The organism is Bradyrhizobium sp. CCGB20 (genome assembly GCF_024199855.1).
In the GTDB taxonomy this organism is placed as follows: domain Bacteria; phylum Pseudomonadota; class Alphaproteobacteria; order Rhizobiales; family Xanthobacteraceae; genus Bradyrhizobium.
In genome coordinates this window covers 5284647-5306340 of the sequence record NZ_JANADN010000001.1, presented here as the reverse complement: position 1 = coordinate 5306340, position 21694 = coordinate 5284647, and the positions used below count along the sequence as shown (strand labels likewise).

The window sequence follows — 21694 nt, the reverse complement described above, 5'->3', positions numbered from 1 at the left end:
CGTCATCAGGCGGCTTGCATCGCCGGGGGATGCAACCTGGCCCGAGGTCCTCTCGTCGAAGGGCCGGCTTCCGGAACCGACATTGGTCGCCATCAAAAACGAAGCTTGCTTTCGACAGGCGACGAATGATCAAATCTCTTGTCGGAATACACCTGCGTTGTTGGGGGACACATGATGTTCAGGATGATTGCGATCGTTGCGGGGATGGCACTGGCGCTCGCCGCCACGGCGGAGGCCCAGACGCCGCGCAAGGGCGGAACCATCCGCATGACCGCGCCCTATGGGTCGAGTTTCACCAGCCTGGACATTCACACCACGCAGCGCGCCCAGGACGAGATCTACGCCAAGGCCCTGCATCGCTCGCTCTACATCTGGAATTCGGCGGAGGGTAAGCCGGTCCTGGAGCTTGCCAAGGAGGACGTCGTTTCGGGCGGAGGCCTCGTTCACACCTTCAAGCTGCGCGACGATGCCTATTTCCACAACGGCCGCAAGATGACGGCCGACGACGTCATCTGGTCCTACAACCGCATCATGGACGGCACCAAGGCCTATCCCGGCGCGCGCTTTGTCCGCGTGATCGAGGGCGCGGCCGCGGTCGAGAAGGGGCAGGCCAAGGAGATCTCCGGGCTGAAGAAGATCGACGATTTCACCGTTGAGATGAAGCTGACCGAGAAGGTCGACCCCGGCTTCTACTTCTTCACCGCGCTGACCTCGATCTATCCCGCCGACGAGGCCGCCAAGGATAGCTTCATCCAGAAGCCGATCGGCCTCGGGCCGTTCAAGTTCGTCGAGCACGTGCCGGGATCGCGCATCGTGCTGGAGCGCTGGGACCGGTTCTACAAGCCGGGCAAGCCCTACGCCGACAAGGTCATCGTGTCGATCATGGCCGAGGCTGCGGCACGCGATGTTGCCTTCCGCAACAAGGAAATCGACACCTCGGTGCTCGGGCCAGCGCAATACGTCGCCTATCAGTCCGACGCCGCCCTCAAGGGCACCATCGTCGAAGTCGCCGAGGTCTTCACGCGCTACATGGGGATGAATCCCTCGTTCAAGCCGTTCACCGACAAGCGCGTCCGGCAGGCGATCAACTACGCGATCGATACCGACCTGATCATCAGCAAGCTGGTCAAGGGCAAGGCCTATCGCGCCACCAGCTGGCTGCCGCTGACCTCGCCGGCCTACGACAAGGCCATGAAGCCGTACCCTTACGATCCGGCCAAGGCCAAGCAGCTGCTTAGCGAGGCCGGCTATCCCCAGGGCTTCGAGTTCGAATGGACCACCAGCCAGAATGAAAGCTGGGGCCTGCCGATCGTCTCGGCCGTCATCCCGATGCTGGACAAGGTCGGCATCAAGGCCAAGGTCAAGCAGGTCGAAACCGCGGTGCTGGCGGAGGTGGTGCGCAGCGGCGACTACCAGGCCTTCATCTATTCCCAGGCGACCGGCCCTGATCCCCAGGCCGCGCTCAAATGCTTCCACTCGTCGACGCCGCAGCCGGCCTGCAACTACATGAACTACAAGAATCCCGACTTCGACAAGCTGATCGATGCGGCAGGGCAGGCCGACGACGCCGCCAAGCGCACCGAACTGCTGCAAAAGGCCAATGCGCTGCTCTACGAGGAGGCGCCGGTCTGGTTCTTCAACTACAACAAGGCGGTCATGGCCGTGCAGCCGTGGCTCAAGGGCGTTCAGCTGAACGCGACCGAGCTGACCCATCAGAACGTGGAAGACCTCTGGGTCGACGAGACCTCGCCCGCGAAGTGACATGCGCTCTCGCGCTCCCTCCATCGCGACCTGCGATGGAGGGGGAGAGGAAAAGTGCCGATGCTCTCGTTCCTGTTCCGTCGCCTGCTGCAGACCATTCCGACCGTGCTCGCCGTCGTGCTGCTGGTGTTCGTGCTGTTCAGCGTCGTTCCCGGCAGCATCGTCTCGTCCATGAGCGACGACAGCGATCCGCAGGTCGAGCTGCGCATGAAGAAGCAGCTCGGCCTCGACGATCCCGTCTATGTGCGTTTCGGAGCCTACATCGCCAAGCTCGTCACCGGTGATTTCGGGACGTCGTTCCGGACCCGCGAACCCGTCACGACCATGATCGCGAAACGGGCTTGGCCGACGCTGCAGCTCATCTTCGCAGCCATGGCATTTGCGATTCTGATCGGCGTGCCGCTTGGCTTCATCGCGGCGCTTAGGCCCGGCGGCATCGTCGACACGCTCGCAATGGTGGTGGCGGTGTCGGGCCTTTCGATTGCCAAATTCTGGCTTGGCCTCGTGCTGATGTATCTGTTTGCCTTGAAGCTCGGCTGGCTGCCGAGCTTCGGCTATGGCGATGGCGGACTGAAATATCTGCTCCTGCCCGCCGCGACGCTCGGCGTCTCGCCGATGGCGCTGTTTGCCCGCACGACGCGCGCCGCCGTGCTCGAGATCATGACGGCTGATTTCGTCCGCACTGCGCGCTCCAAGGGCATGAGCGAAACCCGTGTCGTGAAGTGGCACGTGATGCGCAACGCGCTCGTCATCATTCTCACCACCGTCGGCCTGCAGTTCGGCGGGCTGATGGGGCAGGCGGTCGTGGTCGAGAAACTGTTCTCCTGGCCGGGGATCGGCTCGCTGCTCGTCGACAGCGTCCTGCAGCGCGACATTCCCGCCGTCCAGGGCTCCATTCTCGTGGTGGTGCTGGCGTTTCTCGCGATCAATCTGCTGATCGACGTGCTCTACGGCGTGATCGATCCCAGGATCAGATACGCATGAAGCTTCGCGCCAATCTCATCATCGGTGGCGCGCTGTTCGCGCTCGCGATCCTGGTCGGCCTGCTCGCGCCCTGGCTGGCGCATACCGATCCCGTCCTCGATGCCAACCTCATGAACGCGGAAGAGCCGCCGAGCTGGACCTGGTGGTTCGGCACCGACGACCAGGGACGCGACATCTATTCCCGCGTCGTCTATGGCGCGCGCGTCTCGCTGACCGTCGGCATCGTCTCGCAGCTCATCAACAGCGTCATCGGCGTGGCGCTGGGCCTGAGCGCCGGCTATTGGGGCGGCTGGTGGGACGATGTCGTCAACGGCCTGACCAATCTGATGCTCGCGATCCCCTCGCTGATCTTCGCGCTCGCCATCATGGCGGTGCTTGGACCGGGTCTGACGAGCCTGCTGATCGCGCTCGGCCTGACCAACTGGTCCTTCACGTGCCGGATCGCGCGGGCCTCGGCGCTGTCGCTCAGGAGCCAGGGCTATGTGCAGGCGGCGACCGTGCTCGGCTACGGCGATCTCAGGATCATGATCACGCAGCTGCTGCCGAACATGCTCGGTCCCATCGTCGTCATCGGCACGCTCGGCATGGGCAGCGCGGTCCTGTCCGAAGCCGCATTGTCGTTCCTCGGCCTCGGCGTCCGCCCGCCCTTTCCGAGCTGGGGCAGCATGCTGTCGGACGCCCGCGAGCAGATCACGACGGCGCCGTGGCTCTCGGTGTTTCCGGGCCTTGCCATCTTCCTGACGGTGCTCGGCCTCAATCTGCTCGGCGACGGCCTGCGCGACATTCTCGATCCGCAATCGCGGAGTCGGCGGACATGACCGGCACGCCGCTGATCGAAGTCGAGGATTTGCGCATCGATCTCGATGACGGGACGAGACGCGTTGCGGCGGCCGAGGGCATTTCGTTCCGCATCGATCGCGGCGAGACCTTCGGCCTTGTCGGCGAATCCGGCTGCGGCAAGAGCATCACGGCGCTGGCCCTGATCGGCCTGTTGCGGCCGCCCTTGTCGATCGGCGGCGGCGTCATCCGGTTCGAGGGGCGGGAGATTCAGCATCTTTCCGCTGCCCGGCAGCGTGAGCTGCGCGGCAACCGCATCGCCATGATCTTCCAGGAGCCGATGACGGCGCTGAACCCGGTCTCGCCCGTGGGCCGTCAGATCGCCGAGATGTTCGTGCTGCACAAGGGCAAGAGCTGGCGGGAGGCCAACCGGCTGGCGGTCGAGGCCTTGGCGAGCGTTCGTGTCCCTGCGCCGGAGCGGCGCGTGAACGATTATCCGCACCAGCTGTCCGGCGGCATGCGCCAGCGCGTCATGATCGCCATTGCGCTGGCCTGCGGTCCGGACCTCCTGATCGCGGACGAGCCGACCACGGCGCTCGACGTCACGGTGCAGGCCGAGATCATCGAGCTGATGCGGAATTTGTGTGCCGAGCGGGGGACGGCGATCCTGATGATCTCCCACGATCTTGGCCTCGTCGCCAATGTCTGCCGCCGCGTGGCCGTCATGTATGCCGGCCGCATCGTCGAGGAGCGCGGCTCGGCCGATATTTTCCGCACCCCCTCGCACCCCTATACGCAAGGGCTGGTCGCCTCGCTGCCGCGGCTCGGCAGCCGCGCCGCGCTGGGCCGCGTCAGGCTCAAGGAGATCGCGGGCGTCGTCCCGGCGATCACGCATTTCCCTGATGGCTGCCGGTTCAATCCGCGCTGCGCGCAGGCGACCGAGATCTGCCGGACAGTCGTGCCGGAGACGGATTTGCTGGGGGCAGGCGGCCTGGTGAGGTGTCATCACCATGCATGAGCCACTGGGGGGAGCGGACGATCTCATCCTCAGCGTCGAGGATCTGGCGGTTCATTTTCCGATGGGCGGCGGCCTGCTGGGCCGCGGCCGGCGGGTGCTCCGTGCCGTCGATGGTGTCGATCTCAAGCTGAAGCGCGGCGAGTGCCTCGGCCTCGTCGGCGAGTCCGGCTCGGGCAAGTCGACGGTCGCCTTGTCGATCCTTGGCCTGCTGACGCCGACGCGCGGCCGCATCGTGCTGGACGGGCAGGTCGTGACCAACCGGCAATCCGGCGACCGGAAGTCGTTGGCCCGCACGGTGCAGATCGTGTTCCAGGATCCCTACGCCTCGCTCAATCCGCGCCAGACCGTACGCCGCACGCTGGAAGATCCGCTGCGTGTGCATGGCGTCACCGCCACGAGCGAGATCGAGGACCGCGTCGCCACGATGCTGCGGCATGTCGGCCTGCGGCCCGAGCAGTCGGGCCGTTACCCGCATGAATTCTCCGGCGGCCAGCGCCAGCGCATCGGTATTGCACGCGCGCTGATCCTCAATCCAAAGATCGTCATCTGCGACGAGCCCGTCTCGGCGCTCGACGTCTCGATCCGCGCCCAGATCATCAATCTGCTGCTGGAATTGAAGGACACGCTCGGTCTCTCCTACATCATGATCAGCCACGACCTCGGCGTCGTCGAGCACATGAGCGACCGCGTCGCCGTCATGTATCTCGGCCGCATCGTGGAGAACGGCGACTGGCGCGAAATCTTCGAACGGCCGGCGCACCCCTATACGCAGGCCCTGATCGCCGCGATCCCCGATCCGCTCCGCCATGCACCGCTGGCGACGACAGGCGGGGATCTTCCCAACCCGCTCAATCCGCCGAACGGATGCGCCTTCAGCCCGCGCTGTCGTTATGCGGAAGCGGTGTGCCGCCACGAGCCCGGTCCGTCGCTTGAAACGCGACCCGATGGGCACGCCGTGCGGTGTTGGCGGGCTGACGAGATTGCCGGTCGGAGGGCGTTGGCCTCGACTGGAGGGCATTCCTAGTTACGAGGGCAACCGTGCCCGCTAGTCACCTCTGGTCTGCCCAGGCGAACGATTCTGGAGCCCGCCCATGGAACAATCGCGTGGGCTTGATCCCAGGGGCGGCCCAATCGCGTACCGCCCCATTTTCATATGTGCTACCTAGTTGGGTAGCGAAACGGTAGCAGGAAAGGCAGATCATGACTGACGATCAGGTCAATCTCGTCGTTCGGCACCTTTGCGAGCAATTGCACTTGGCGTTCCGATTGAAGGGCAGCGAGGCACATCCCCCAAACGCCAAGGATATTGGCTTCGATCCGGTCTCTGTAAGAACAGTATTGCTGACCGGCTTGCGTTCGGCGCATGTCACGATCAACCACGAGGCAGCCGGGACGAGCGAAGAGCCGCCGTGGTCGTAAACGCAAAACGCGGGGCACAAGCCTCGCGCCAATGTCTCTGTTGGGTCAACAGCCGACAAGTCTACTACAGCGTCCATAGGTCCCGTTAAGGGCCAGGAGCGGCCCTCGTGCCTAGGGCTCGCCCGCCGGCAGTTTCTGTTCTGCAATGACCCGCACGGGTGGAAAAACGACGCAGTCCGCAACGTCGAACAACACCGAGATGCTCCGGTTGAACGAGCCCGCGAAGGCGATGGCGTCATCGCGCCTTGCATCAATGATGCGAGTGCCAAGCGTACAATGAGGTGTCCATTGCCTCGGCCGATAATGGAGCCGGCAATAGGCCGGGTCGATCGCTGCGCTGACCGAAGCGTGCCACCTCCTGAGGACTGCATCGTCCATAGGCTCCATCCAAAGGACAAGGGGCGGCCCTTCAAACCATCGAACGCGCCTAAACTCGATGCGGAGTTGCGCTTCGCCCGTTGCTGCCTGCAACATCGCTTGCCGTGCAGTCTCCTCCCCAATTGCAGGCGAGTCATAGATTGCGAACGTAAAATGTGGCCGGTAGCCGAGAGTGCGCATCGAGGGGGCGTCCTCGAATGCCGCAACCTGATCCCATAGCCGTTCGACCTCACTTGAGGAGTCTCCATCGGCTCGTACGTTGATCGCTATGGCCATCGATCGCCCTGACTGTGGGAGTTCTTGGAATTTTAGCTGCGCTTCTGAAGTCCGCAATGGGTCATGACCAATCCGCTCGGTGGCAGGCTGGGTTGAGCCTGACCGCCGACGAAACGAATGTGGGCCAAGAGGTGTGCGTGTGGGCAGTCGCAAGCTGCTCTATCTTGAGCGTTCGGCCGCCGCAGTTAGTACAGGATAGCGGGCATAGAGCGTGTCGACGCGGTCCCGCCACATCGCCACGAACGCACCCGAGGTGAGACTATCGACCGACTTCCATTCGCGTTTGACCGCAGGCAGCGTGTTGCCCCAGATAGCACGCTTGCACCATCGCTCGCCCTTCGCCGTGCCTTCCCGAGTTGCGCACATCGACCTCCAGGCAATCCGCTGCGGACGGCTGAGGTGTTGGGCGGCTCCTTCCCAGCCCTGCTGGTGGATCAGGTAGAGGTCGGAAAAGGTCGGCTTCTTCTGCGCCATTGTTTCGAATAGCGCAGCCTCGCTGAGAAACTTGTAGGCGGCCCCCATAGCGTTGTCGCGAGGATTGAGGATGTCGCCCGATCCGTATTTGCTGAACTCAAACTTGCTCAGCTGGAACAGGCCGATATAGGAGCCGGTGCGTTGCTTGGGATTGAAATCGGATTCGATTTTGGCGACCGCCTTCATGAAATTGACATCGACACCGAACGCTTCGGCTGCACGTTCGATCTCCTGGACGGGCGTTCCGAGCGGAACGTCCCTCAACGCCGACAAGGCGATCTTCGCGGGTTTCTCCGGTGGCGGAATTTCCGAGTAGACGTAGTATTTGAGATACGACGGTTTGCCTTCGCCCGGATTGGGCGAAGCAACGGGCGGACGGTCCTGCTGTAGCGTTGCCGAGTTCTCGGGCAACGCTGCCTCAAGGCTGGCGACCTGCAACATTGGCCCTTGCGAAGTCGTTGCATCGGACGGCGGCACCGAGTCCGGCGCCGCGGCGCTGAATCCCGCCGCAACGACCGCATTAGCCGATAATCCTGCGTCGAATCTCGTCTCGATGGCCGGGGCCGGAAACGCGGCGCCGGCATTTGTCAGGACCGTCGTCACATTCAGCGGAATGCCGCTGAATGCATCAGCCACTCTTGCATTCGGCGTTGCGATGCTTGGGCGCAGTACCGCGATCTGACCAATCGCGGCAAGCGAAGCCGCTGTCAGCGCGCCGACAATACAGCTTGCTCGCCAAATCTTCAAGGTCGCCAGCCGCGCGGCCGCGGTCCCCCCCAATTCATGTCCCCGACTTGGCACGAAGATTAAGGAGGCGAGGGGATGACAATGGGGCGCACTTGTGGCGCAGATGCGGCCAGTCTCGGCCGCGTCGCCAAGATCGCCTAAATTGGAAGTTGCGGTTGTGATGCGCCTCCTGCCGAGGAACAGGACGCGCGCCATATCGCGCAACTCTCGCTAAACGAGGCGCCCGTGTACCGGGATCAGGACATCAGGAATTTCGCCGGCTGGCTAGCGTTTGCGTATGAACGGTGAGGATTGAGCCGATCAGGTCACGCAACGGCCGGGCTGCAGAAGCCTTGCGACTTCCGTGAGCGCGCTGACCACAGGCTCGCAGGCAAGTGTCGGCTTACGGCTCTGATTCCGCAGCAGCGTCGGCGGCTTCGTGGTGCGGGCCGGCGCAGACGGAATACGCAGCAAGATCGAGGTATCGGCGAGATCGTTCAAGCGCAGAGAAACCGTTTTCGTCGGAACTGCGAAAGGCTTGCGGTCGGCGAGATGATCTGCCTTGCCGGCGCGATTGACGATGTGGCTCTCCTGTTCGGAGACCGCCTGCCAGCGGCTTACGAGGTCGTGACCTGAAGCGTACTGCACGGCACCGAGCGTCAATGCGGTCGCGATGGCACCTAAAAGAGCTTTGCGAATCTGTGACATGGCGTCGCCCCTCGCCCCATGGCGATTGTCGTTACTTGTGCAGCGCCCCCCGGCCCATCGCTTCCTATGGGCGCTTTCTAATGGCCGGCGGTTTCACCATGCCTTCGTGAATGCCGGAAAATGGTTTCATCCCGGCAGATTTTGTTTCGTCGCATTGAAGGAGGTCTCGGTTCCCGCCTGCGCACAGCGGTTACGTCCGCGTTGGGTCAAGGCCCGAAAAGCTCGGCGTGAACAAATCTAGTCCGCTCCGACCCATTAGGCTGACCTCAAAGCGAAGGCTAGCCACGGTCTTGCATGGGAAAAGTCGGCTTCATTGAAGTTGGCTCCGCGGAGCTGCCTAGCTATTCGTGATCGCGGCGGTGATCTGGTCGCGTGGGACAACGCACACGATCCGGGCATCATTCGGCAGGGAGAATGTCAGCGAATAGGTTTCGTCATCGTGTGCGGCGATCACTACGACGGCTTCGACGTAAGCCGCCTTGCGGTTGTCGGCGACGGTAAAACCTGCATCCATCAGCGCTGTGCGTTCGTGCTCGTCAAACTTCACGGCGTCATCTCGTTTCTGGAGGACACCCCCGGCACGCGCGGTTTATTCGCGCCGCGCTCAAAAGCCTTGTTAAATCGCGTCAAGGTTATGAAATAACGGTAACGTCGGGCAACGACGAGCGCCCCGCACACTCAGCGTCATGTTTACGGGCATGAGAACCCAAGTCATTGAATGATCTTCTTTGTCCGCGCCGCGCCTCCCAATATTCAGCAGGTCGTCCATCCGTGCGCCGCCACACCCTACGCGGGCCGCGTCCAGATGTCGCGCTCCTCGTCCATGCTCAGGATGACCGGCATTGGCTTCGGATGGATCGGTTGTTACCGCGATTTAACTGGCTGATCTCTCCGGATCGGGCGAGGGCTGCGCGCGACCACACCGTCCGCGAGAGCCACCAAGAATGCCGGATATTGAAATCACCGACGAGTGCCGCGCTCTGATTGCGGCCGAGTTCCCGTCCGACAATACCGGACAGCGCCTAGCAAGCGGCAAATGGCAGATACCGATCGATGAGGAAACGTGGCGACGGCTGCACAAGGTGCGGCGGCCCGGCGAGTCAATATCGGACTGCATCATCCGCGTTATCATCATCACCCAGCACAAGCGCGGCTTGCTGTAGCTGCCGACGGGAGGACTGCTTGCAGACGTTGGCCCGAGCGCCCCTGGAGGGCAGCTTTGGGCCAAAAGCGTCGTTCAAACGTGAAAGCAGGGAGCGGCGCGCGCACTACATAGAACAGGGCTAGCTGCCTGGAGAAAATGCAATGCGTTTTGTCTTGGGATTATGCCTTGTGATCGCGTCGTGTTGTTCTGCGAACGCCGCCCCCAGGTGGCATCACAACTCGCGACAAGCCATCACGCGTCCTGGCCAGGCTGTCACCCCGAGCTATGTCACTCCGGGCGGCGTGCGCATCTATCGCGACGATTCCGTTCCGGGAGGGCTGCGGACCGATCACGACGATCCTCCTGCCTACGATGATCCATCCAAGTTTGGCGGCGGCTGATGATGCTCTTGATCCAGTTTTGCCCGACGTGTCCAACGTCGCAGCGGTGAGGCTATGGATTGCCGGTCGAGCCTATCGTCTGATGCCGACCAGACGAGGGCGGCGGTTTGCACTCGCGTTCTCGGCCGGCAGGGTGCGCAGCCATTTGCGGAAGCTGACGATTTCGGGGCAATCCGCGGTGCCTTCAGGCGCAATCAGCCAATCACCCGGACCTGATCCCTCATCGACCCGGTCGCAGCGATAACCCGGATGGTGGCCAACGCCGCGGGCGATCAGCAGGTCGACCTTGCCCTCGACCAGCTCGTGCAGGCCGGCGGGCTGCAGCACCCGTAAACCGATGTCCGCGTGTGCGCCGCGAAACTCCGCCAACTCGAGGCGGCGCAGGTCGATGCCGCCATGGACTCCCAATTGCAACAGCACCGCACCTTCCGGCTTCAATTGCGAGGTCGCGTCCGCAATCTGGCGAAAGCCTTCGGAGACCCCGGGCAGATAGGCCTGACCGGCCGCGGTGAGGATGAGCTGCTTATGCAGCCGCTCGAACAGCTGCACGCCGAGGCGCGCCTCCAGCGCTTTCACCTGCTGCCCCACGGCGGCGGGCGTCACGTGCAGCTCGTGCGCGGCCAGCTTGAAGCTGAGATGCCGCGCGGCGGCCTCGAATGCGCGGAGCGCGTTGAGTGGCGGAAGGGTGTAGGTCATCGCGGCTCGCAGTTTGACACTGATAGGCCGCGGCCTTGCAATAGATTTTCTTGGGCTGAACCGCAGCAACAATGCTTTGATCGACGCCGTCATCGCGGGATACGGTCGGCCCGCAATCCGGAGACCCCCAATGCCCCGTCGCTTAGATCATCTCGTCATTTGCGTCCACGATCTGGAACAGGCTGCGCTGGATTGGCAGACGTTGGGCTTCAACCTCACGCCGACCGGCGTGCACCCGTTCGGAACGAGCAACCGCCTTGCGCAGTTCGCCGACAATTTTGTGGAGTTGCTGGCCGTCACCGACAATGCGTTGGTGCCGCCAGCCACGCCGGGTCATTTCAGCTTCGCGGCCCACAACCGCGATTTTCTTGAGACCGCCGAAGGGATGTCGATGCTGGTCTTGCACAGCACCGACGCCCATGCCGATGCCGCGCGTTTCAGGGCCGCCCGCATCGGCGATTATGCTCCGTTCGATTTCGGCCGCGACGCGGTGCTCCCGGGCGGAGGCACGGCGCGCGTCGCGTTTTCGCTGGCCTTTGCCACCGATCCGGCCATGCCCGGGATCGCGTTCTTCACCTGCCAGCAGCGTCACCCGCCGGAACTGTTCTGGAAGGCGCAGTATCAGCGTCATCCCAACGGCGCCGTCCGGGTGGTCGAGGTGGTGATGTCGGCGGCGGAGCCAGCGGCGCATCGCGATTTCCTCGAGCGCCTCACGGAAGGCACGGCCGAGCTTGCGCCCGGGCGGCTGACGATTGGCGAGCCCGGCAATCATATCACCTTGCTTGGCCCGTCCGAGTTGGCGCGCCGGTTACCGGGCCTCGCGAACAGCGCTTCGCCGCGCTTTTGCGCGGCGCGTCTGGCGGTCGCTGATCTGGATGCGACAAGGCGAACGCTGAAACACAATGGCGTCGGCTTCGCGATGACCGGTGCCGTGCTGTTGGTGCCACCCGCCACCGCGCATGGTCTGGCGCTCGAATTCGTCGAACAGGAGGCAAACTGACATGGCTCACATCGCCAGCCACAATCCCGCAACGGTCCACGCTCCCGCCGCCGGCTACTGCATGGGACTTGAATTGACGCAGCATCGCCGCCTGTTGTTCATCAGCGGCCAGGTGCCTGAGAGACCCGACGGCACCGTGCCCGAAGGTTTTGAGGCGCAATGCGAGCAGGCCTGGCGCAACGTCATCGAGGTGCTCGCCGCCGCCGGCCTCGGCGTCGAGCATCTGGTCAAGGTCACCACGTTCCTGACCGACCGCAGTCAACTCGTGACGAACCGTACCATTCGTTGTGCGAAGCTCGGCGAGCATCAGCCCGCGCTGACGGTCGTGGTCGCCGAGACCGTTGACAGCAAATGGCTGCTGGAGATCGAGGCGATCGCCGCGGAATGAAACCAGGCTTCGTCGACCTTTCAAAAAGCCGGATGATGCGGGTGTCCAATGGCTGAGACCGTCCATCCCTTCTACGAGCAGCACCGCGGCGCAATGGAGGCCGCCATGTGCCATCGGCTCGACCTTGCCGCGGCGATGCTCCGCGAGCGTGCGCATCTCTCCGACATTGACGGGATCAGGGGGGAGGTGATGGACGAATTCGAGTTCGTGCTCACCCAGATGCCCTATGTCGGAGGCGCGGCGAGCCGCATGAGCGATTTCTTCATGCGTCTCATGGGCTTCATGGCGATCAGCCGTGTGCTCCACCGACACGGCGTGCCGCTGTCCGTCATCGGCGAGATCGAGCGGGAAACCTACAAGGCGCAATTGCTCACGGTGCGAGAGGCGGAACGTCTGGCCGCGGGGCGTCAGTTCATGTCGCTTGAGAACCAGGCCTTGCTGCGCGAGCAGGCTGCGAAAAGCGTGACAGAAAGCCATCAGCAGCAGTTTCCGGAGGATTTCGTCTACGACTTCGTCGAGCCTGGTCCCGGTGACAGTTTTGAGTTCGGCATCAACTACAAGGCTTGCGGCTTCTGCAAATTCGCGGCTCGCCATGGAGACAAGGACATCCTGCCGAACATTTGCGGGCTGGATTTCGATGCCTATGCAACGCGAGGCATCCGCCTGGAAAGGACACAGACGCTGGCCGGCGGCGCGAGCCACTGCAATTTCCGGTTCTCGCGGCTTCCTTCGGAATAGGCCGTGAACCCATAGACCGGCCGCGCTGACGGCTCGCGAAAGTCCGCTATGCCCCGGTAGCGATCAAATTGCGCATCGCAGTGAAATGACGCGATGGGCCATGTGTGGACGGCTCCCGGTTGGCAAGGAGAATCTTCACTTTGCGGCGTTGGTCGGAGCGGCCATGTGTTCGGCCTGTTTGCGCGGTTCACCTGACCGCTGGCCATAATGCCCTCCGCTTCGGGGCAAAGCGGACACGATCTGCTCTGCCCTCGCGGACGGCTTCGGGCCAATTTCTGCATTAAACAGGTGCGGCAAAACATGCCAGCGCATGCTCCGGCGAATGCTGTCGGTCCACGCCTGGGCGGGGTCAACGCTGCGCCGGTGAACCAGAAAGTCCTTGACGCGACAGAACATCATGGATTTGGAAGACTTTTGATTGGTAGATGGACGGAGCCAACCCGTGAAATTTTTGCTGAGAATTATGCTTGCAACCGCCCTCGTGAACCTTGCTCCAGCCGTCGCCGCGGCGCCGAAGAACGCCGTCGCTTCTCCTGCCTTGCAGAAGGAATTCGATGGCTTCATCGAGAAGTTTCGCGCGGCGCTGAAAGCAAACGACCCCGCCGCCGTCGCCGGTATGACACGATTGCCGTTCATGAACGACAGCGCAATTCGCGACGCCGCGCAATTTCGCGCCAAGACCTATCGGACTTCGTTCAAGGCGAAAGATCGCGCGTGTATCCAGCGCGGCAAGGCCGTCTACGATCGCGATCAAGACAAAAATGACTATTACTCCATTTTCTGCGGCGAGACCATTTACGTCTTTACCAAGACGCCAACGGGGTTCCTCTTTACGGACATCGGCGTGAATGACTGATCTGGCCACAATGCCATCCACTGCCGCCTGACGTATGATCGGTCGCCTCGCTCAGCGACGTATTGGATATATCCAGGCGATGGGCCGCACTCGTCAACCGAAAGACTCGCCGCGAGCGTAACGGTTCGGCTCAGCCCCCGATTAACGGACATGCATACGGACAGCGGCGACTTCGCCTTCGGGTCAAATGCTGACGGTCGGCGGACGGCCAACAAGGTCAGCGAAGGCCAAAAGCGGCTGTCGCATACTGTCTCTTGAACTGGAAGGAGAGGCCGCCTTGCAAACGGCATCTCCTTCGTGCGGGAAGGGATGATGGATGATAGATGTCGTCAAGATCTGATGAACGAGAGCAGGTCGGGGTTGAGGACATCCGCATGCGTGGTTAGCATGCCATGGGGGTAGCCGGGATAGGTCTTCAGCGACCCGTTCCTGAGCAAGTCGACCGCACGCGGCACGGAACTTGCGAACGGGACGACTTGATCAGCCTCGCCATGCATCACCAGCACCGGCACGGTGATCTTCTTGAGGTCTTCAGTATAATCTTCGAGCCAAGAGTCGACAGTCGCGTAGTGAGCGAGAGCACCGCCGGCCATGCCTTGACGCCACCAGTTCGCAATGATTGCCTCCGAAGGCTTGGCCCCATCGAGGTTGTACCCGTAGAACGGATTCTCAGGGACGAAACGGTAAAATTCCGACCGGTTGCCCAGCACGCCTGCCCGGATCGCTTCGAACCACTCCGGCGGTTGACCGGACGCGTTGTTCTCGCTCCGGTACATGTTCGGCGTCAGTGAAGCGACCAGAACCGCCTTCGCGACGCGCTCCTGGTGGCGAGCGACATAGCGAGCCACCTCACCGCCACCTGTCGAGTGCCCGATGTGGATCGCGTCGCGCAGGTTGAGGTGTTCAGTCAGGGCCGCGAGGTCGTCAACCCAATGGTCCATGTCGTTGCCGGTGCTGGGCTGGTCGGACCGGCCGTGGCCGCGCCGGTCGTGGGCGATCACCCGATACCCGTGATGAAGGAAGAACGTCATCTGGGCATCCCAGTCGTCCGCTGTCAGCGGCCAACCGTGGCTGAAGACGATCGGCTGACCTGATCCCCAATCCTTGTAGAAGATGTTTACACCGTCGTTAGTAGTGATCGTGGACATCGAGTCGCTCCATCTGCGCTGTCAGACATTTATTGAAAGGACAGCGATTAATTGATCTATTGAGCCACGCGTTACTCAATTTCGCGGGCAGAGTTTTAGAATTGCGGCCCCGTAGAGTCATTGCCTTGGCAACACCCGACCGCCGACCCAACGTGCGCTTCACGGTCTCGATGTCGTCCGCGTAGCAGTTGAGTCCGTATTGAACGGCGATCACTTCGTGGCCATCGGCTTGCAAGGTCGGGATCACCTTGCCGAAGCACGGTCGCGACTACAAACCTCATCATGGTGATGGAAGGACACAGCTACGTCTTTCGAAAAAACCCGAAGTAGAAGCTTTACCGGTCGGGTCTCTCACTGTCAGGTTTGCCTCACCTTGCTGAAGCAGGAGCCATCGGCCCAAAGGCCATGGCAGAAGACGATGCTGGGCTTCGGCGTCGACATTGTTCTTTGTCCCTTTCTGGTTGCAGACTGCGCGACGGTAAATCTCTCTTTAGCCGATGACCAAGACCTTGTAGGCTTCGAGCTATGCCTGGAAGATATACGAGGGGGTCATGGAGCTCCGGCACCTGCGCTATTTCGTTGCCGTCGCTGAAGAAGGCAGCCTGCTGACGGCCGCCCAACGGCGACTGAACACTTCTCAGCCATCGCTGAGCCGGCAGATCCGCGATCTGGAAGACGAGGTCGGCGTTCAGTTATTGGATCGCCAGGCGCGCGGCGTGACGCTGACCGCCGCCGGAAGAGTGTTTCTTGATCACGCGCGGCTGGCGCTGCTGCAGGTTGAGGCGGCAACGGAGGGGGCCCGGCAGACGGCGCTACCGCAAAGGCCCGTCCTCTCGATGGGTTTTCTCGTCGGGTTGGAGGTGATGTGGCTCCCCCAGCTTCTGCGCATCCTCCGCGAGGAAGCGCCCGATGTTGAAGTCACGCTCAGCACACAGTCTTCACCAGAACTCGCGCTCGCATTGGTGCGGGGAAAGTTGGACATAGCTTTCCTTCGCCCCGAGAAAGACAACGAGGGCGTCGTCTTCAAGATGTTGGCGAAGGAGCCCTTGATCGCCGTGCTGCCGGCCGAACATCATCTGGCATCCCGCAAGAAGATTCGTCCTCAAGATCTCGCCCGCGAGATCTACGTTAGCTCGGCAAGAACGTCTCCGGTCTTGCAAGAGGTCATACAAAACTACGCATCTAGGGTCGGTATTACTCTGAAGGCGAAGTACGAAGGCGAAAACATCTCATCGGCCATGTCACTGGTGACTTCCACGGGCGGAATTAGTCTCGTACCCCTCTATGCGCAGAACATGCTGGCACCGAACGTCGTTGCCAGAGCGCTCGAGGGCGACACTCCAACGGTCGATCTGGCACTGGGGTACAATCGAGCAAATCCGTCGCCCTTGCTTCGTCGGCTTTTGTCCCGCGCGGATGAATTGGTCGCAAGCGTTCAGAACCAGAGCATTATACGCTACGTTGAAGCTCAATAGCCGGCAGCGTCAAACGTCCGCTTCGGGTCATTCGCGACCGGGTCTAGCCAACAGCAAGCCCGGCCAAGTCCGCTATGCCGCCGAAAGCGGAAGCAAATTCAGGGGTCGCAATGACGGAGTTTGGATCGCGCGGTCCGGAGCCCATCGGCCTTAAGGGCACGGCGGCATGATGACATCATGCTCCTGTTTTGCCCGACGAGTCAAAGCGCCGGCGCGGTCGGACTCACGCAATTGCCGGCTTGGTAAGCGGCTGAACTTCCTTGCAGTTTCTACTGTGTATGGGGTTGTTTTCGCATCTTTTTGTTTTGAGGGCGATTTACTCCGCCGCTTTTTCCCTTAGCCGCTGCGCGTAAACGTTGATCACCAGCGCCGCCAGCAGGATCAGGCCGCGGATCAGGATCTTCAGGAAGCTGTCGATGTTGACGTGGTCGAGGCCGTTGTTAAGGACACCGAGCACGAACAGGCCGACGATGGTGTTACCGATGCCGCCGCGGCCGCCGAACAGGCTGGTGCCGCCGACGACGACGGCGGCGATGGAGTCGAGCAGGTAGGTGTCGAACTCGTTCTGCTGCGCACTGCCGAAATGGGCGACGCCGAGCATGCCGCCGATGCCCGAGCACACCGCCGAGATCACCATCACCGCGCCGAGGATGAGCTTGACGTTGAGGCCGGAATATTCGGCCGCCTCGCGGTTGCCGCCGACCATGTAGACGTAGCGGCCGAAGCGCGTGTAGGTCAGCACCAGATGGCCGCCGAGCAGCATGATGGCGGCGACGATGACGATCCATGGGATGCCGCCGATCGAGCCGGAGCCCAGCGTCGTGATCAGGCTGGGCACCTTGTAGGCGATCTGGCCGCGCACCAGCAGCGCCGAGATGCCGGCCGCGATCTGCATCATCGCCAGCGTCATGATGAAGGAGGGGATGCCGATCACGGTCAGCCCCAGTGCATTGACCATGCCGAGCAGGGCGCAGAGCAGGATCGACAGGATGATCGCGACTGCGCCGGGCAGCGGGATGTTGGCGATGTTGACGTAGGATTCCTGCAGCGTGAAGTAGGCGACTGCGATGCCGGTGACGTTGGCGATGCTGGCGATCGACAGGTCGATCTCGGCACAGAGGATCACGAAGGTGAGGCCGACGGCGATGATGCCCGTCACCGACACCTGGGTCAGGATGTTGCCGAGATTGTCCAGCGTCGCGAAGGAGGGGCTGGCAAACGCGAAAAAGGCGGACAGGAAGATCAGCGTCAGGAACGGTGCGATGTTGCGCATCTGCGAGCGCAGGAAGGGCGCAAGGCCCCGCGCCCGCGCACCCGCCGCTGGAACTGTCTCACTGCTCGCCATGGTGCTTCTCCGTCACGCCGCTTCCAGCAGGCGGTCCTTGCTGACCGGCTCGTTCCTGAATTCCCGGACCAACGCGCCGCGCTTGAGCACGAGGATGCGGTCGGCCAGCGACAGCACCGTTTCCGGTTCGGTCGACAGCACGATGATCGCGAGCCCCCTGGCGCGGAGGTCGCGGACGATGTTGATGACGTCGTTCTTGGCGCCGACATCCATGCCGCGAGTCGGCTCGCACAGCACCAGCAGCTTCGGCGGATAGGTCAGCCATTTTGCCAGCGCCACCTTCTGCTGGTTGCCGCCGGAGAGCATGCCGAGGTCGAGGCCGACCACCGGCGGCCTGATCTGCAACTGCTCGACCTGGCGCTTGGCGATGTCGCGCTCCTGCGCCGGCTTGAGCAGCAGGGACGAGATGCGGTCGAGGATGCTGATCGAGATATTCTTGTAGACCGGCTCCTGGTGAAACAGCATGTCGCGCCGACTCTCCGGCACCAGCGCCACGCCGGCACGCCGCGCCGCCGCCGTGCTGGCGAAGGTTTGGGGCCTGCCCTCGACGGCGAGCGTGCCGCTATCAGGCTTCAGCTTGCCAAACAGGATGCGCGACAGCTCCTGCTGGCCGCAGCCCATGAACCCGTAGATGCCGAGCACCTCGCCGGCGCGGGCCTCGAAGGAGATGTCCTTCAGGCTGCGGGCGAGCGAGAGCTGGTCGACCTTCAGGACCACGGAGCTGTCGCTCGGCCGTGGCAGCATGAGGTCATCGGTGTAGCTGTGCTCGAGCGCTTCGCCGCCGCGGCCGATCATGGCCTCGATCAGCGCGCCCTTGCTGGTCGCGGCGCTTGCTGTCTCGGCGACCTTCCGTCCGTTGCGGAACACCGTCACCGTGTCGGACACGCGAAGAATGTCCTCGATGAAATGCGAGATGAAGACGATGGCTGTGCCTTCCTCGCGTAAGCGCCGCAGCGTCGCGAACAGGCGCTCGACCTCGGGCGGGGAGAGGGCGGAGGTCGGCTCGTCCAGGATGACGATGCGGGCGCCGGAGAACAGCACGCGCGCGATCTCGATCAGCTGCTGCAGCCCGATGGGTAAGTCACCCAGCCGCGACATCGGGTCGACGTCGATGCCGAAGCGGGCGAGCTGCTCGCCGGCCTCGCGCGCCATCCGCCGCCATTGCACGAGGCCGAGGGCGTTGGTCGGCTGGTTGCCCAGGAACACGTTCTCGGCGACCGTGAGGTCGGGCGCGACGCTGAGCTCCTGATGCACCATGGCGATGCCGGCTGCGTGCGCATCGCGGGCCGAGCGGAAATGCGTCTCCTTCCCGTCGATCAGGAAGCGGCCGGAGAATTCGCTGTGCACGCCGGCGATGATCTTCATCAGCGTGCTTTTTCCGGCGCCGTTCTCGCCGACGAGACCGTGGATCTCGCCGGGTGAGAGCGCGAAATCGACACCACGAAGTGCTTCGACGCCGCCGAAGCTCTTCGTGATGCCTTGCAGTTCCAGGATGGGCGAACGATCCTCTCGCATGGAGGCTCAGATCAGGAAGTGATCCTGCATCCACTGCATTCCGGCGGCATTGGCCTTGGTGACGACCGGGCCGTCGGTGACGACGTTCTTGGGAATTCCCTGTCCGCTCTTCTCGCCGCCGACCACGGCGGACACACCCGCGATGATCGCGCCGCCATGGATGCGGCAGGAGGGATTGCGGACGGTCGCGTACATGCGGCCCTCGCTCACCGCCTGGATCGCCGGCGGCATGGCGTCGACGCCGCCGATCAGGATGTTGGTGCGATTGCGGGCCTTCATGATGTTGGCGGCGGCGAGCGCCATGTCGTCATTGTGGAAGAACGCCGCATCGATCTGCGGATACTTCGTCAGATAGGTTTCCCAGAGCCGCGCGGTCTTGGAGACGTCCCAGTCGGCCGGCTGGGTGTCGAGCACCTCGATGTTGGGGAATTGCTTGACGACCGTGTTGAAGCCTTTCGCCCGACCTTGCGCCCCGGTATGGCCGAGCGCGCCTTGCGTCATGATGATCTTGCCCTTGCCGCCCATGGCGTTGCACAGCGCCTGCGTCACCGAGGCGCCCATGAACTCGTTGTCGGGCGCGAGGAATGAGTGGACGTTGATCTGGTCGAGCGGCGCAATCAGCGTGTCCATGTCGATCACGGGCGTGCCGGCGTCGATCATCTTCTGCACGGGCTGGGTGAGGGTGCCGATGCCGAAAGCCTGGATCGCGACGAAGTCCCACTTTTGCGAGGCCATGTTGTCGATCGCGGCGCGCTGCTTCACCGCGTCGAGCTGGCCGTCGAACCAGGTGACTTCGACGTTGAACAGCTTGCCCCAGAATTCCGCGGCCTGCTTGCCCTGCGCGCACCAGGTGGCCTGGAGGCCCGCGTTGGAGAATGCCGCCTTCAGCGGCTTCTCGGATCGTCCGACTTCGGCTGCCAATGCGGGGTTTATGCCCATGCTGCCGAAGAGGGCAGTCGCGGCGCCGGCGGTCGCTGCCGCCTGAAGAAGATCGCGCCTCGTCGTCGAGAAATCTTTCGTCCCGGACATCGCTCGCTCCCATATATTTTTCGTCGGCGCGTCATTGCTTGCGCAACCGATGTCCGAAAGTCTCTCACAAGAGTTGTTGCCACTCAATCTGCAATCAGTCGCGGGATCGCCGCAGCCCGCGTTGGTGCAGCGCAAAGCGTCAGGCCGGGATGGCGGCGAAGGCGCCGATCTCGACCAGCAGTTGATCCCAGGCTTGGGCGATGTCCGGCGACCAGTCATCGCCGAGCAGGTCGCGCAGCGTATCCCGGATCACGGAGAAGAAGGCGATGAACAGCTCGCGCGGCGTGCCGTAGCCATCGTGCGAGGCGACCTCGCAGGCGATCAGCCTGAAATGCCCACGACGCTCCCCGGCGAAGTCGAGGATTGCCTCGATCGTCAGCGCAAGCATCGATCCCTTCACGAGCTCGCTGCCCTGCGACCGGAACATCGTCTGCGCTTCCGGATGCTGCTCGAACAGGCGTCGATAGACGAGCGGCGTGAGATCAGCGCAGCGCGCGGCCGCAAGTTCGAAGCTGTTTTCGATCGGACTGGAGGAAGCATTCATCGGCGCTTCAGCCATGCGGGCAAAAAAAGAGCGGGGCCCTGGCCCCGCTCGAAAATTGTGTCGACCCTATTATCCCCGATTCTAAGATTTGCTCTTGATTGACGGGGCGACGCTGCGTTTTGCGCGCCAGGGGCTCCTCCCGAGACTTGGACCACCAGACTTCGACCTCGCGGTCAGGCCTGAGCAAGAGGGATGCTAGATCAACTTTTCTCACTTGTCATCATTTTCGGCAACGAATGTTCAAAATTCGAGCAATTGACGAAATGTTCGGGCTCTCGACCTTGTAAGCATATGACAAATATAAGAAATCTGTGGATGGGGCAGGGTTGCCAAGCTGCCTCAAATGCCGGACTTCACCCCCGGCGCGGCGGCCGGACCACAGATTTCAAGAAATTTGCGCTGGACCAAGAAGGCGGCGGAACTGACCTCGACTCAGGTCCCGGCGAGGTGTTTAGTTGGCGCACGAACGAACGGTTCGGTGGATGCGCGCACGGCTGCAAAAATTCCTACCTCTGGTCCTGCTCGCCCTGGCGATGCAGGTGCTGGCGCCGATCGCCGCCTGTCTGGCGGCCGGCCAGGCCGTGGCCGATCCGTTGTCGGCCAGCGTCATCTGCCACAGCGCGAGCGAGCAGGGCGGCCTGAACGACCGGACCGGCACGCCGACCGCGCATGGTGGCGCCTGCGCACTCTGCTGTCTGGCGCAGGCGGGGACATCGCTCGATTCGCCGCCGCACGTTGCGCTCGCCGTTCCCTTCCGCCACGCCGAGCGCGTGGTGTGGCACGCGGCGGACGTATCCGCCGTCGCGATCCATAAGGGCACAAGCGCCCAGGCACGCGCACCGCCTCAAATTTCCTGACGACCCTCAGTGTCGCCGCGGTCCGCCCGCTGGCGAT

At 62.7% G+C, this 21694-nt stretch carries 23 protein-coding genes; 13 read left to right on the top strand and 10 right to left on the bottom strand.

What is annotated here, in order from left to right:
* The first annotated feature begins 171 nt into the window (after positions 1-171).
* From NLM15_RS24620 to NLM15_RS24595, 6 genes are all read left to right on the top strand, one after another.
* A complete protein-coding gene (locus NLM15_RS24620; protein WP_254120033.1) occupies positions 172-1761 on the top strand; it encodes an ABC transporter substrate-binding protein in 1590 nt (529 codons plus the stop codon).
* Positions 1762-1821: 60 nt separating this feature from the next.
* Positions 1822-2745 carry an ABC transporter permease gene (locus tag NLM15_RS24615; RefSeq protein WP_254124393.1) on the top strand — a complete coding sequence of 308 codons (924 nt, stop codon included), beginning with the start codon at positions 1822-1824 and terminating at the stop codon, positions 2743-2745.
* Positions 2742-3563, top strand: a complete 822-nt coding sequence (locus NLM15_RS24610) for an ABC transporter permease (RefSeq protein WP_254120032.1) — start codon at positions 2742-2744, stop codon at positions 3561-3563. Before NLM15_RS24615 ends, NLM15_RS24610 begins: the two co-directional genes overlap by 4 nt.
* Complete coding sequence (locus NLM15_RS24605) at positions 3560-4540, top strand: ABC transporter ATP-binding protein (protein ID WP_254120031.1); 981 nt, start codon at positions 3560-3562, stop codon at positions 4538-4540. Before NLM15_RS24610 ends, NLM15_RS24605 begins: the two co-directional genes overlap by 4 nt.
* On the top strand, positions 4533-5564 hold the full coding sequence (locus tag NLM15_RS24600; protein ID WP_254120030.1) for an ABC transporter ATP-binding protein: 1032 nt from the start codon (positions 4533-4535) through the stop codon (positions 5562-5564). The genes NLM15_RS24605 and NLM15_RS24600 overlap by 8 nt, the downstream gene beginning before the upstream one ends.
* Positions 5565-5740: 176 nt before the next feature.
* Positions 5741-5959: a hypothetical protein gene (locus tag NLM15_RS24595; protein WP_254120029.1), complete on the top strand. Its 219-nt coding sequence runs from the start codon at positions 5741-5743 to the stop codon at positions 5957-5959.
* A 111-nt stretch (positions 5960-6070) separates the two neighbouring features.
* Here NLM15_RS24595 and NLM15_RS24590 read toward each other — a convergent pair whose 3' ends face one another.
* From NLM15_RS24590 to NLM15_RS24575, 4 genes are all read right to left on the bottom strand, one after another.
* Positions 6071-6613 carry a 2'-5' RNA ligase family protein gene (locus tag NLM15_RS24590; RefSeq protein WP_254120028.1) on the bottom strand — a complete coding sequence of 181 codons (543 nt, stop codon included), beginning with the start codon at positions 6611-6613 and terminating at the stop codon, positions 6071-6073.
* A gap of 159 nt (positions 6614-6772) precedes the next feature.
* A complete protein-coding gene (locus tag NLM15_RS24585) occupies positions 6773-8029 on the bottom strand; it encodes a transglycosylase SLT domain-containing protein (protein ID WP_254120027.1) in 1257 nt (418 codons plus the stop codon).
* Positions 8030-8134: 105 nt separating this feature from the next.
* On the bottom strand, positions 8135-8521 hold the full coding sequence (locus tag NLM15_RS24580) for a hypothetical protein (protein WP_254120026.1): 387 nt from the start codon (positions 8519-8521) through the stop codon (positions 8135-8137).
* A gap of 337 nt (positions 8522-8858) precedes the next feature.
* Positions 8859-9068, bottom strand: a complete 210-nt coding sequence (locus NLM15_RS24575; RefSeq protein WP_254120025.1) for a hypothetical protein — start codon at positions 9066-9068, stop codon at positions 8859-8861.
* A 397-nt stretch (positions 9069-9465) separates the two neighbouring features.
* Between NLM15_RS24575 and NLM15_RS24570 the strand changes: the two genes are divergently transcribed.
* Positions 9466-9684, top strand: a complete 219-nt coding sequence (locus NLM15_RS24570) for an antitoxin VapB family protein (RefSeq protein ID WP_254120024.1) — start codon at positions 9466-9468, stop codon at positions 9682-9684.
* A gap of 454 nt (positions 9685-10138) precedes the next feature.
* On the opposite strand, the gene NLM15_RS24565 is transcribed toward NLM15_RS24570, so the two are convergent.
* Positions 10139-10762 (bottom strand): LysR family transcriptional regulator, encoded by a 624-nt coding sequence (locus tag NLM15_RS24565; protein WP_254120023.1) that lies wholly within the window; start codon positions 10760-10762, stop codon positions 10139-10141.
* A 76-nt stretch (positions 10763-10838) separates the two neighbouring features.
* On the opposite strand from NLM15_RS24565, the gene NLM15_RS24560 reads away from it, so the two are divergent.
* The 4 genes from NLM15_RS24560 (at position 10839) to NLM15_RS24545 (ending at position 13744) form a co-directional block, all read left to right on the top strand.
* Entirely contained in the window at positions 10839-11762 is a 924-nt protein-coding gene (locus tag NLM15_RS24560) for a VOC family protein (protein ID WP_254120022.1), read from the top strand.
* Position 11763: 1 nt separating this feature from the next.
* Positions 11764-12150: a RidA family protein gene (locus NLM15_RS24555; RefSeq protein WP_254120021.1), complete on the top strand. Its 387-nt coding sequence runs from the start codon at positions 11764-11766 to the stop codon at positions 12148-12150.
* Positions 12151-12198: 48 nt separating this feature from the next.
* On the top strand, positions 12199-12888 hold the full coding sequence (locus NLM15_RS24550; protein ID WP_254120020.1) for an L-2-amino-thiazoline-4-carboxylic acid hydrolase: 690 nt from the start codon (positions 12199-12201) through the stop codon (positions 12886-12888).
* Positions 12889-13330: 442 nt separating this feature from the next.
* Positions 13331-13744, top strand: coding sequence for a hypothetical protein (locus NLM15_RS24545; protein ID WP_254120019.1), 414 nt, complete (start codon positions 13331-13333; stop codon positions 13742-13744).
* A gap of 329 nt (positions 13745-14073) precedes the next feature.
* Here NLM15_RS24545 and NLM15_RS24540 read toward each other — a convergent pair whose 3' ends face one another.
* Positions 14074-14892: an alpha/beta fold hydrolase gene (locus tag NLM15_RS24540; protein WP_247327519.1), complete on the bottom strand. Its 819-nt coding sequence runs from the start codon at positions 14890-14892 to the stop codon at positions 14074-14076.
* 551 nt (positions 14893-15443) lie between these two features.
* On the opposite strand from NLM15_RS24540, the gene NLM15_RS24530 reads away from it, so the two are divergent.
* Positions 15444-16367 carry a LysR substrate-binding domain-containing protein gene (locus NLM15_RS24530; protein ID WP_254120018.1) on the top strand — a complete coding sequence of 308 codons (924 nt, stop codon included), beginning with the start codon at positions 15444-15446 and terminating at the stop codon, positions 16365-16367.
* A gap of 316 nt (positions 16368-16683) precedes the next feature.
* On the opposite strand, the gene NLM15_RS24525 is transcribed toward NLM15_RS24530, so the two are convergent.
* The 4 genes from NLM15_RS24525 to NLM15_RS24510 form a co-directional block, all read right to left on the bottom strand.
* A complete protein-coding gene (locus tag NLM15_RS24525) occupies positions 16684-17712 on the bottom strand; it encodes an ABC transporter permease (RefSeq protein WP_254120017.1) in 1029 nt (342 codons plus the stop codon).
* 12 nt (positions 17713-17724) lie between these two features.
* The gene (locus NLM15_RS24520; protein ID WP_254120016.1) at positions 17725-19227 is read right to left on the bottom strand and encodes a sugar ABC transporter ATP-binding protein; all 1503 of its coding nucleotides are present in this window, start codon (positions 19225-19227) and stop codon (positions 17725-17727) included.
* 6 nt (positions 19228-19233) lie between these two features.
* Positions 19234-20256: a sugar ABC transporter substrate-binding protein gene (locus tag NLM15_RS24515; protein ID WP_254120015.1), complete on the bottom strand. Its 1023-nt coding sequence runs from the start codon at positions 20254-20256 to the stop codon at positions 19234-19236.
* 139 nt (positions 20257-20395) lie between these two features.
* A complete protein-coding gene (locus NLM15_RS24510) occupies positions 20396-20800 on the bottom strand; it encodes a globin (RefSeq protein WP_254120014.1) in 405 nt (134 codons plus the stop codon).
* Between the two features lie 482 nt (positions 20801-21282).
* On the opposite strand from NLM15_RS24510, the gene NLM15_RS24505 reads away from it, so the two are divergent.
* Positions 21283-21657, top strand: coding sequence for a DUF2946 family protein (locus NLM15_RS24505; RefSeq protein WP_254120013.1), 375 nt, complete (start codon positions 21283-21285; stop codon positions 21655-21657).
* Positions 21658-21694 lie beyond the last annotated feature (37 nt).

Coding starts and splice junctions, on each gene's coding strand:
- NLM15_RS24620 (WP_254120033.1), top strand. CDS start 172: ATGATGTTCAGGATGATTGCGATCGTTGCGGGGATGGCACTGGCGCTC.
- NLM15_RS24615 (WP_254124393.1), top strand. CDS start 1,822: ATGCTCTCGTTCCTGTTCCGTCGCCTGCTGCAGACCATTCCGACCGTG.
- NLM15_RS24610 (WP_254120032.1), top strand. CDS start 2,742: ATGAAGCTTCGCGCCAATCTCATCATCGGTGGCGCGCTGTTCGCGCTC.
- NLM15_RS24605 (WP_254120031.1), top strand. CDS start 3,560: ATGACCGGCACGCCGCTGATCGAAGTCGAGGATTTGCGCATCGATCTC.
- NLM15_RS24600 (WP_254120030.1), top strand. CDS start 4,533: ATGCATGAGCCACTGGGGGGAGCGGACGATCTCATCCTCAGCGTCGAG.
- NLM15_RS24595 (WP_254120029.1), top strand. CDS start 5,741: ATGACTGACGATCAGGTCAATCTCGTCGTTCGGCACCTTTGCGAGCAA.
- NLM15_RS24590 (WP_254120028.1), bottom strand. CDS start 6,613: ATGGCCATAGCGATCAACGTACGAGCCGATGGAGACTCCTCAAGTGAG.
- NLM15_RS24585 (WP_254120027.1), bottom strand. CDS start 8,029: ATGGCGCGCGTCCTGTTCCTCGGCAGGAGGCGCATCACAACCGCAACT.
- NLM15_RS24580 (WP_254120026.1), bottom strand. CDS start 8,521: ATGTCACAGATTCGCAAAGCTCTTTTAGGTGCCATCGCGACCGCATTG.
- NLM15_RS24570 (WP_254120024.1), top strand. CDS start 9,466: ATGCCGGATATTGAAATCACCGACGAGTGCCGCGCTCTGATTGCGGCC.
- NLM15_RS24565 (WP_254120023.1), bottom strand. CDS start 10,762: ATGACCTACACCCTTCCGCCACTCAACGCGCTCCGCGCATTCGAGGCC.
- NLM15_RS24555 (WP_254120021.1), top strand. CDS start 11,764: ATGGCTCACATCGCCAGCCACAATCCCGCAACGGTCCACGCTCCCGCC.
- NLM15_RS24550 (WP_254120020.1), top strand. CDS start 12,199: ATGGCTGAGACCGTCCATCCCTTCTACGAGCAGCACCGCGGCGCAATG.
- NLM15_RS24540 (WP_247327519.1), bottom strand. CDS start 14,892: ATGTCCACGATCACTACTAACGACGGTGTAAACATCTTCTACAAGGAT.
- NLM15_RS24530 (WP_254120018.1), top strand. CDS start 15,444: ATGGAGCTCCGGCACCTGCGCTATTTCGTTGCCGTCGCTGAAGAAGGC.
- NLM15_RS24525 (WP_254120017.1), bottom strand. CDS start 17,712: ATGGCGAGCAGTGAGACAGTTCCAGCGGCGGGTGCGCGGGCGCGGGGC.
- NLM15_RS24520 (WP_254120016.1), bottom strand. CDS start 19,227: ATGCGAGAGGATCGTTCGCCCATCCTGGAACTGCAAGGCATCACGAAG.
- NLM15_RS24515 (WP_254120015.1), bottom strand. CDS start 20,256: ATGTCCGGGACGAAAGATTTCTCGACGACGAGGCGCGATCTTCTTCAG.
- NLM15_RS24510 (WP_254120014.1), bottom strand. CDS start 20,800: ATGAATGCTTCCTCCAGTCCGATCGAAAACAGCTTCGAACTTGCGGCC.
- NLM15_RS24505 (WP_254120013.1), top strand. CDS start 21,283: ATGCGCGCACGGCTGCAAAAATTCCTACCTCTGGTCCTGCTCGCCCTG.